The sequence below is a fragment of the Streptomyces sp. NPDC097640 genome (assembly GCF_040302705.1).
In the GTDB taxonomy this organism is placed as follows: Bacteria; Actinomycetota; Actinomycetes; order Streptomycetales; family Streptomycetaceae; genus Streptomyces.
Genome location: NZ_JBEOSB010000002.1, coordinates 282,075 through 292,185 on the forward strand (window position 1 = coordinate 282,075; position 10,111 = coordinate 292,185).

Sequence of the window (10,111 nt, forward strand, 5' to 3'; positions counted from 1 at the left end):
GCACAGTGCCCGACTGTCCGGTGACGCCCCCCTGCCCCCGTCGGCTGGTCGGTTCCGGACCGTGCGAGCGAGCCGATCCTGTAATACGCCCGCCGGTACTGTCAACTAATTCGGCAGACCAGGGCCGCATCTTCCCCATATGGGGCCATCCCGGGTCGACCGGTTCCAGTTTTCTGGAACGGGCGCCGATGAAACGGCCCTGGCCGTTGTGCGGTTCGCTTAGGATCCACGGGTATGTCGCCCCCGCAGCAGAACCCCGGAGAACGTTCGCGGATGTCAGGACGTCATGACGCGGCGGAGTGCTTCTCTCGACGCCTTCAGCGCCTCCAAGAGGTCATCTACCCCGCGGACTTGGGTCGGCCGTACACGGAGCGTGAGATCGCCGAAGCCGTCGGGATGTCGGTGAGCCAGATCAGCAACCTGCGCAACGGCCGCTCGGTGCCCCGGGCGGACCGGGCGGTCGCGCTGGCCACCTTGTTCGGGGTGCGCGTGGAGTACTTCTTCCTCCCCGGCGAGGACCGCTACACCCGCGACGTGGAGCGGCACTTGCGCGCCATCGAACAGGAGCGGCGCGGCGAGCCGGTCGGCCACCGCGACCGCGCCGCCGGCGGCTCGGCGGCCGCGGACACCGAGCTGTTCGACGACGACCAGGTCCGTCAGATCGCCGAGGGCGTCGCCGTGCTGCCCCACGACATGCGCGAGACCGTCCACGCCCTGGTGGACCAGCTGCGCCGCGCCGTGGGCCGCCCGCACAAGTCCCGTGAGAGAAAGCCGTGGTGAACCGGCCACCCTCCGAACCCTCCGTGCTTTCCTTCTGACAGCGCGGCGAAGGAAAGGACGACAGCGTGGGCATGCGGTCAGAACGGCGCCGCGTCCGGTCCCTGTTGAGGGAGCTCGGACTGCCGCCGCATCCGACCCTCGCCGAACTGCACGCCGCCTATGAGGCCCGCACCCGGCGGACGCTGCGCCTGATCGAACAGGACGTGGCCCCCGGCGAACCGACGGGCAGGTACGAGCAGTACCTGACGCAGGACCTCATCTACTACCCCAAGCACACCAGCCGAGCCCATCAACTGCTGGTCGTCTGCCATGAACTCGCGCACCTGCTGCTCGGTCACATCCGCCGGCCCGACGCCATCGACCCCGCCGTGGTGCGCCGCGTACTGGGGCGCTCCCACTACGACGACCCCACCGAACACGAGGCCGAGACCATCGGCACGCTGCTCTACCAGCAGCTCAACCTCGCCCCGGTGGACGGCCCGGCCGCGCGGCTCGCGCCGTCCCTGATCCACCGGGAGGGGCGCCATGTCTGACCCCGGCGACATCCACACCCTCGGCTACTTCGCCGTCGGCGCCGTCATGTACGGGCTGGCGGGATACAAGGCACTGGCCTGGGCGGTCGAACGGATCCCCAGCCTCCTGCTGATGGCCGTGGGCGCTCTGTTCGCCGGCACCGGCTTCCTCGCCGCCGCCCCGACGGTCTACCGGCGGATCGGGGAGGTCAGCGGAGTCCCCCATCTGGCGACCCTCGTCGTCTACACCGGAATCACCGCGTGCTGCGGATGCATCCTCGCACTGGCGCTGCTGTGGTCACCTCGGCGACTCGCCGCCGGGGGAGGCGGCCGACCAGCCGCGGGGGCCGGCATGCGAGACGCCCTGCGCCGCGTCCTGCCCGGCTATGGCACCGCCATCGCCGTCATGGCGGCGTTGTTCCTCTCCGCCGACCTGCCGCCCGACGAGCGGCCCTTGACCTTCGACACCACCTTCGCGGACCGCCCGCCCGTGCTCGCGTTCCTGCTGGTGTACCAGGCGGCGTTCGGAGTGGCGCTGTGGTCGATGGTGAGCGTGTGCTGCCGGCGCCTGAAGGACGTGCACGACCCGATCCTGCGCTCCAGTCTCCGACTCCTGGTGATCGGCTGCGTCTGCGTCGGAAGTTATGGCGTGTGCAAAGTCCTGGCCATTTTCGGCGCGGTGCTCGGCTCCGACGCGCTGGACACCCTGAGCACCGATGTGGGCCCCGCGCTGGCCTCCCTCGGCGGAGTGATCATGTCTGCGGGTTGGACCCGTGCCGCGGTGCGGGCCCGGCGGCGGCGCCGGCGTGACTTCTACGCGCTGGAGACCCTGTGGACCACCGTGACCCAGGCCGACCCCGGCGTCATCCTCCACGGCCCACCCTCCGGATCCGCCTGGGAGTTCCACGCCCTGCGCCGAACCCACGAGATCCGTGACGGACAGCTCGCGCTGCGCCCCTGGACCTCCCAGCACATCGTGAACGCCACGCGGCGCCTCACCGAGAAACACGGCCTGGACGCACGGGACCGTGACGCGCTGGCCGCGGCCGCGGGCATCAGGGGAGCGCTGGAGGCGCTGCGTTCCGGGCGTCCCCCGCGGCAGCCGTGCGAACGGCTGCCGGGAACGGACGTACCACCGCAGGGCGAACGCGGACATCTGGTCGCCGTGGCCCGCCAACTCGACAGCCCCCTCATCGACCGGATTCTGGCCGAGGCGGAGAAGTGAACCAGGCGCCCGGCCCCGTATGGTGGGTCGGTCACACGCCGTTCAGCGTTTGCTCTTCCGACCCGTTCCCAGCGTGAGGTTCCGGTGTACACATGGCTCGCCCTCGGCATGCCCGATCGTGCCTCCTGGCTGATCCTCCTGGGCTTCCTCGCCGCATTCACCCTGCTGGTCTGGCTGAGCGCGCGGTTGATCAGATCCCAGGGCGGGGTACGCGGCGCCTGCCGCCGTATCGTCTGGGAAGTGCGCATGACGCGACGGGCGTTCGCCGAGCCCTTCCGCGTCTTCAGCCGCCACCGCCGCTGGGCCAGGGTCCTCTCCGGCTACCTCACCGACCCTGCCGCGCCCGGCCGGGCGCTGGCCGCCCTCGACCACGCCGACTCCACCGCCGATGACGGCTGTTACGCCCTGGCGGTGCAGCTGAACCCGGCCCGTGACCGGGTCCGGGTCATCCTCGCCGGGCGCGACCCGCTGGCCCCCGCCGGGCCCTGGGAGCGGACCGCCGCCGACCCGGGGGAGTGGACCTGGTCGGCCCAGGCCGCCTCGGTCGAGGCGCCCGAGGGCCCGGAGCGCCTGCTGCTCGCCCTCGGCGTCGACCGACGGCTGCCCGGCGCCGTGCTCGTGGACTGGCTGCGCGGCCCCGCCGCCCTCGCCGTCGAAGGCGATCCCCCCGCCGCGCGCGGGATGGTGCAGGCCCTGGCCGCCCAGATCGACCAGCTGCCGGACGCCCCGCCGGTCCTGGTCGCCCGCGGTGTGCACCCCCGCCACCACGGCTCGGAACTCGACGCCCTCCTCGACGAGGTGGAATCCGACCTGTCCGCCGAGGCCCCGGTGACCCCGGTCGTCGTGTGCTGGTCCCCGACCCCGGAGCAGTCCGCCAGGCTCTCCGAACTCACCGCGGCCGGACGCCTCCGGGCCCTGGTCGGCGGCCGCTTCCCCGGCGCCTGCTGGACGCTCCACCTCGAGCCCGGCGGCCGCCTGCTGGCCCCCGGTCTCCACCTCGACCTGGAGTCCGCCGCCCTGCCCCGGGCCATCGCCCGCTCCATCCGCCGTGGCCGTCGGCGCCCGCCCGCCGGGACCGTCCTGCCGGGCCCCGGCGCGGCGGTGCGGGACGCGGTGCCGGCCGCCGAGCCCCGGACGGATGCCGCGGTCCCGCGGGACGTGCCCGACGAGGGGGCGGCCCGGCCCCACGGGGCCTTGACCGACGCCGACTTCGCGGCCGACTTCGCCGAGCCCGCCCCGGCCCCGGCGCGTCCGGCGGCGCAACCGGCCCCGGCTCCAGCCCCGACTCCCGTTCCGCGTCCGCGCGTCGAGCCGGACTTCGCCGAACCCGACGCCGCCGAGCCGGACGAGCGCCCGGGACCGGCACGGGAACGGCCGTCCCCGGCAGCCGACATCACTGAGAAGCCTGAGAGAACCGAGCAGGCCCGGTCGGCCGGGACGGCCGAGCCCGCCCCGGCCCCGGCCGGAGTCCCCGAGGACGACGGCGATCTCGCCGAGCCCGCACCCGCCGCGCCGCCCACCCGGTCGGTCGGTGGCGTCTCCGCCGCATCAGGCACGACCGACGAACGGACCTCTTCGCAGCCGTGAGACTTTTTGTGAGCGTTGCCGACAGCGACGTCGTGCTCGACACCAGCGGAACCACCACCGCCCGGGCCGTCGCCGTCCGTCTGGCCGAGATGGGTCATGCCACGGGCCCCGAGGGCACCGAACTGTTCCTCGGGGACCGGCAGCTGCCCGCCGAGCTGCCGCTGGCGGCGGCCGGCGTACGGGACGGGGCCCGGCTGGGGCTCGGGGCTCCGGCGCCGGGGGACGGGGGCGCGTACGGGCCGGCGCGCGAGGAACTGCCGCCGCCGTCGCGGTCCGCCGACGGTGAGCGGCTGCCGCGCGGCCCCCAGGTCGAGCTTCAGCTCGTGGGCGGGCGGGGCGCGGGGCGCGTATGGCTGCTCCGCCCCGGTACGTACACGGTGGGCCCGGAGCCCGGCAGCGCGGTGCGGCTGGAGGGCCGCGACGTGCCGTCCGCCGGGATCCGGGTGACGGTCCGCCCGGACGGCGGCGTGCTGCTGAACCCCGGTCAGGCGGGCGCCGCCGTGGCGCTGTCGGCGCCCGAGCCGCCGCCCGAGCGGCCGCGTGCCGACGCCGCCCCGCTGCCGCCGGCTCCGCCGCCCCCGCTGCCGGACCCGGACGCCGACCGGCATGAGCCGGTGCCGCGCGGCTGGAGGGAGTGGCCGCTGGACAGCGAGCTGGTCTTCGGGGAGTACCTGCTGCGGGTCGCGGAGCCCACCGAGGCCGACGCGGCGGTGACGGCGTCGGCCGACGGCGCGTATCTGGACTTCAACCGGCCGCCGAGGATCATTCCGCCGCTGACGCCCGAGCGGTTCGTCCTCCCGGCACCGCCGACCCCGCCGTCGCGGCGGTCGATCCCGGTGCTGGTGGTGGTGGCGCCGATGTTCCTCGGCATCGCCATGGTGACGTTCCTCGGGTCGTACTTCTATCTGATGTTCGCGATCTTCAGTCCGTTCCTGGCCGTCGCGAACTATGTGACCACCCGCCGCAGTGGCCGGCGCGAGTATCTGGCCGGGGTGGCGAGTTACCGCGCGCGCCGCGCCTCGCTGGAGGCGGACGTCCTGGAGAAGGTCGGGCGCGAGCGGCGGCTGCGGGCCGCCGCCGGGCCCGATCCGGCCACCACCGGGCTGTGGGCGGTCGGGCCCGGCGCCCGGCTGTGGGAGCGGCGGCGCGGCCACCCGGACCACCTGGCGCTGCGGGTGGGGACGGTCGGCCAGTCCTCCCTGCTGACGATCGACGACAGCTCCCGGGAGGACAACCACCGGTCGGTGAACTGGCGGATCCCGGACATGCCGGTCCAGGTCGACCTGTGCGCCGACGGCGTGGTCGGCATCGCGGGGGAGCGGGACGCGGCCCGGGCGCTGGCCCGCTGGGCGGTGGCCCAGGCGGTGGTGTTGCACAGCCCCCGGGACGTACGGGTGACCGTGCTCACGGACATGGCGGGGGCGTCCGCGTGGGAGTGGGTGCGCTGGCTGCCGCACGCGCGCCCCGGGCGCGGCGGGGTGGCGGTGGCGCGCTCCGGCGGCCCGTCGGTGACGGTCGGCAACGACCCCGAGACCGTCGCCAACCGGGTCTCCGAGCTGGTTTCGGCCATCCGGTCGCGGATGCGCGCCCGGGACTCCGCGATGAGCGGAGCCCTGCTGAGCGAGCCGGACCTGGTGGTGGTGCTCGACGGGGCGCGGCGGCTGCGCGATGTGCCCGGCGTGGTCCAGGTGCTCAAGGAGGGCCCGGCGGTGCGGGTGTTCCTGATCTGCCTGGACCAGGAGGAGCGGATGCTCCCCGAGGAGTGCGTCACGGTCTGCGCGGTGGGCGCGCGCGAGCTGACGGTGCGCCGCACCGGCAGCGCCGATGTGACCGGCATCCGCCCCGACCAGGTGGACACCGACTGGTGCGAGCGGATCGCCCGCTCGCTGGCGCCCGTACGGGACGTCACACCGGACGGCTCGGACGGCCTGCCGGACCAGGTGCGGCTGCTCGGGCTGCTGGACCTGGAGCCGCCCACGGCCCCGGAGCTGGCCCGCCGCTGGGCCAAGCGGCCGGCGTCCACCGGGGCGCTGCTGGGCGTCGGCTACACCGGACCGGTCACCTTCGACCTGATCAAGGACGGCCCGCACGGGCTGATCGCGGGCACCACGGGCGCCGGCAAGTCGGAGCTGCTCCAGACGCTGGTGGCCTCGCTGGCGGCGGTCAACCGGCCGGACGAGATGACGTTCGTCCTGGTCGACTACAAGGGCGGCAGCGCCTTCCAGGACTGCGTACGGCTGCCGCATGTGCTCGGCATGGTCACCGACCTCGACAGCCATCTGGTGGAGCGGGCGCTGGCCTCGCTGACCGCCGAACTGGTCCGGCGCGAGCGGGTGCTGGCGGAGGCGGGGGCGAAGGACCACGGGGAGTACCGGGCCATGCGGCGGCGCGACCCGGGGATGGCCCCGCTGCCCCGGCTGCTGCTGGTCATCGACGAGTTCGCGACGCTCGCGCGCGACGTCCAGGAGTTCGTCCCCGGACTGGTCGGCATCGCCCAGCGCGGCCGCTCCCTCGGGCTGCATCTGCTGCTGGCCACCCAGCGGCCCGCCGGTGTGGTCACCGCCGACATCCGGGCCAACACCAATCTGCGGATCGCGCTGCGCGTCACCGACGCGATGGACAGCCAGGACGTGCTCGAGGTCAACGACGCGGTGACGATCTCCAGCGCCACCCCGGGCCGGGCGCTGGCCCGGATCGGCCACCGCTCGGTGCTGCCGTTCCAGACGGCCTTCGTGGGCGCGCCGCGCCAGGACGACAACGCTGACGCCGCCGCCGGGTCCGCCCAGGCCGAGGCGCCCGAGGCCATGGTCTGGGCCGCCGAGCTGACCTGGTCGCTGCTGGGCCGCACGGCGGCCGAGCCGGGCCCCGCGCACGAGGCCGAGGACGACCCGCTGCCGCTGGGCGCCGATGAGGTGCCCACCGATCTGACGGCGCTGGTGGAGGCCGTACGCGAGGCCTCGGCCTCGCTCGCCATCGCGCAGCAGCCCAGCCCGTGGCTGCCCGCGCTGCCGCAGTCGATCACCCTGGAGGAGCTTCCGGTCCGCCCCGACCGGCCGGGCGCCGGGCTCGCACCGGTGCCGTGGGCGCTGGCCGACCTGCCGGGCGCCCAGCGCCAGGAGCCGCTGGAGCTGGACCTCTCCCGTTTCGGGCACCTCTACATCATCGGCACGCCGCGCTCGGGCCGCTCCCAGGCGCTGCGGACCATCGCGGGCGCCCTGGCCCGCCGTCACTCCTGCGCCGACGTCCACCTCTACGGCATCGACGCGGCGGGCGGCGCGCTGGCGGCGCTGAACGATCTGCCGCACTGCGGCGCGGTGGTGCCCCGGGCCGACCTGGAGCGGCTGAACCGGCTGCTGGCACGGCTCATCGCCGAGATGGGGCGCCGGCAGGAGCTGCTCACCTCGCACGGCGCGGCGAATCTGGCCGAGCTGCGCTCGCTGCTGCCGCCCGCCGAGCGCCCCGCCCACACGGTGCTGCTCATCGACGGCTGGGACTCGCTGACCGCGCTGCTCGGCGACCATGACGGCGGGCGGCCGGTGCAGGAGCTGACGGCGCTGATCCGCGAGGGCGCCCCGATGGGCCTGCATGTGATCGCCACGTCCGAACGCGCCCTGCTGTCCGGCAAGGTGGCCTCGCTGAACGACGAGCGGCTGCTGCTGCGGCTGACCGACCGCAGCGAGTACATGCTGGCGCAGATCCCGGCCAAGCAGATCCCGGCCGTGGTGCCCCAGGGGCGCGGCTGGCGCGGCGGCAGCGCCACCGAGGTGCAGGTGGCCCTGTTGAGCGCGGCGGGCGCCGGGCGCGATCAGGCGGAGGCGCTGCGGCGGATCGGCGACGAGGCCGCCCGCCGGGACCGCGAGGTGCCCGCGGCGCGGCGCCCGGTGAAGGTGGCGAGCCTGCCGAAGCGGGTGACGTTCACCGACGCCTACGAGAAGGTGCCCACCGGGATGCGCCGCCCGCTGTGGGGGCTGCTCGGGGTGGGCGGCGACGACCTCGGCCCGGTCGGGGTGGACTTCGCGGCGGACGCCCCGTCGTTCATGGTCAGCGGGCCGCCCGGGGCGGGCCGCTCCACGGCGCTGGCGAGCCTCGCGGTGTCGCTGCTGGCGGGCGGGGCGCGGGTCGTGGCGCTCACCCCGCGCGAGTCGCCGCTGCGGGGCCTGGGCAGGCATCCGCGGGCGGTGGTCATCGAGTCGCCCGACCCGGGCGCGGACGAGGTGCGGCAGGCGCTGGAGGCCGAGGCGGGCCCCGTGGTGGTGCTGGTGGACGACGCCGACCTGCTGGCCCAGATGCCGTCCGCCGACTCGGTGCTGCGGGAGATCGCGTCGACCGGGCGGGACCGCGGCCAGGGGCTCGCGGTGGCGGCCACCGCCGAGACCCTCACCTCCGCGGGCATCGGCTGGCTCGGCCAGGTCCGCCGGGTCCGCAAGGGCCTGCTGCTGTCCCCGCAGTCGCCGGGCGAGGGCGATCTGCTGGGCGTACGGGTCCCGTACGACCTGCTGCGCGGGCGGCCGGTGCCGGGGCGCGGGCTGACCGTGGACCCGGTGACCGGGGCGCTGGTGTCGGTGCTGGTCCCGGAGACGGTGCTGCGGTCCGACGGCGTCGGCTGACCCGGCCGGACCGCCCTGGCCGGACCGACCCTGGCTCCCGCTCCTCGGTGAAGCGGGAGCCCGGCGGGCGCCGGGTCAGCCGTTGTTGGTGCTGGCGGCGATGTCCCTGTCCATCTGCTCGACGGACTCCTTGATCTTGGTGAACTGGGTGGCGAAGCTGTTGATGCTCTCCACCGCCTGCTGGAGCGAGGCCGTCAGCTTCTCGTAGGAGGCCTTCATCGCCGGGCTGCTCTGCTGCATGAACAGGCCGTTGTCCAGCAGCCCCTCCACCGAGGTCTTGGTGGACAGCAGATGCGGGTTGATGTCGTTGACGGCCTGGTTCATGACCCCGGAAACGCGCATGATCTCGGCGTAGTCGAGGTTGATGTTGCCTGCGGGCATGGTGTGGTTCCTGCCTTGTCTAGTCGTCTTCTTTCGGGACCCAGCCGGAGTTCTGGTCCGCGTGGTCGCTGGTCCACTCCTCCTTGCGGCCGTCCGTCTCCACCGTGCGGGTGCCGCTGCCGTCCGCGTGGACCTCGATCGTCTCGATCACCTCATGGCCGTTCACATCGAGCGAGGACGTGGTCGTGCCGTGCACGGTCTGTTCCTCGCCGTCGTCGTCGGGCCCCGTGGTGGTGTAGGTCGTGGTGGAGTCCCGGTGGCCGGTGGCGGAGTTGTAGTCCGAGGTCGTGGTCCCGGTGGTGGTGGACTGCTTGCCGTCCGGGGTCTTGGTGGTGCTGCTGAAGGTGTCCGTGGTGTTCTTGTGGTCCCCTGATTCGGTGGTCTGCGCGTTGCCGGTGGTGGTGGTGACGTTGCCGTAGACATCGGTGGCGGTCGAGTCGTACGTGCCGTCGGGGTGGTAGTTGGTGGTGTCGGTGGACGTGAGCCCGCTGCTGGTGGTGATCGTGGTGGTGATCTTGGTGGGCTTGCCGTCCGGGCCGTACTCGTAGGTCGTGGTGGTGGTGTTGCCATGGCCGTCGGTGGTCGACCACTGGCTCTCGCGCTCGCCCGGCGGCTTCGGCGCGTGCGGGTCGTTGGGGTCGACGTACCCCTTGGCGACCGCCTCCTGCCAGTCGTCCCAGATCTCCTTCTGCGTGCGGTAGAGATCCGCGGCCAGCGATGCCTCCTGCTTGCTGGCCTCCCCGGCCAGCCGGAAGTCCCAGTCGGCCCAGCCCTTCGCGACGCCCTCGTACAGGTTGTGGAGCTTCTCCAGCTTCTCCTCGGAACGCTTGAACGAGCCCTTCCAGACCTCGTAGTACGCCTGGATGGCGTAGGAGACGCCCCCGCCCACCTGCTCGGTGGTGTAGTTCTGATTGCCCTCCCGGGCCTGCTTGACCTGTTCCTTGAGGCTGTTGGCCTTCTGCGCGACCTGGTTGAGCAGCTCGTAATCGACGACGATGTCAGGCACGGTCCCCCCTGGG

At 73.7% G+C, this 10,111-nt stretch carries 7 protein-coding genes; 5 read left to right on the top strand and 2 right to left on the bottom strand.

Annotated features, from left to right (window positions below):
* Positions 1–273: 273 nt before the first annotated feature.
* The 5 genes from ABTY62_RS03480 to ABTY62_RS03500 all read left to right on the top strand — a co-directional run bounded on the left by ABTY62_RS03480 (position 274) and on the right by ABTY62_RS03500 (position 8,711).
* Positions 274–780 (top strand): helix-turn-helix domain-containing protein, encoded by a 507-nt coding sequence (locus ABTY62_RS03480; RefSeq protein WP_311723213.1) that lies wholly within the window; start codon positions 274–276, stop codon positions 778–780.
* Positions 781–851: 71 nt separating this feature from the next.
* A complete protein-coding gene (locus tag ABTY62_RS03485) occupies positions 852–1,313 on the top strand; it encodes a hypothetical protein (RefSeq protein WP_352127670.1) in 462 nt (153 codons plus the stop codon).
* Positions 1,306–2,517: an MAB_1171c family putative transporter gene (locus tag ABTY62_RS03490; protein WP_352127671.1), complete on the top strand. Its 1,212-nt coding sequence runs from the start codon at positions 1,306–1,308 to the stop codon at positions 2,515–2,517. Before ABTY62_RS03485 ends, ABTY62_RS03490 begins: the two co-directional genes overlap by 8 nt.
* 84 nt (positions 2,518–2,601) lie before the next feature.
* Positions 2,602–4,104 carry a hypothetical protein gene (locus ABTY62_RS03495; RefSeq protein ID WP_352127672.1) on the top strand — a complete coding sequence of 501 codons (1,503 nt, stop codon included), beginning with the start codon at positions 2,602–2,604 and terminating at the stop codon, positions 4,102–4,104.
* A gap of 8 nt (positions 4,105–4,112) precedes the next feature.
* A complete protein-coding gene (locus ABTY62_RS03500; protein ID WP_352127673.1) occupies positions 4,113–8,711 on the top strand; it encodes an FtsK/SpoIIIE domain-containing protein in 4,599 nt (1,532 codons plus the stop codon).
* A gap of 75 nt (positions 8,712–8,786) precedes the next feature.
* On the opposite strand, the gene ABTY62_RS03505 is transcribed toward ABTY62_RS03500, so the two are convergent.
* Positions 8,787–9,092, bottom strand: a complete 306-nt coding sequence (locus ABTY62_RS03505) for a hypothetical protein (protein ID WP_352127674.1) — start codon at positions 9,090–9,092, stop codon at positions 8,787–8,789.
* A gap of 19 nt (positions 9,093–9,111) precedes the next feature.
* Positions 9,112–10,098, bottom strand: coding sequence for a hypothetical protein (locus ABTY62_RS03510; RefSeq protein WP_352127675.1), 987 nt, complete (start codon positions 10,096–10,098; stop codon positions 9,112–9,114).
* Positions 10,099–10,111 lie beyond the last annotated feature (13 nt).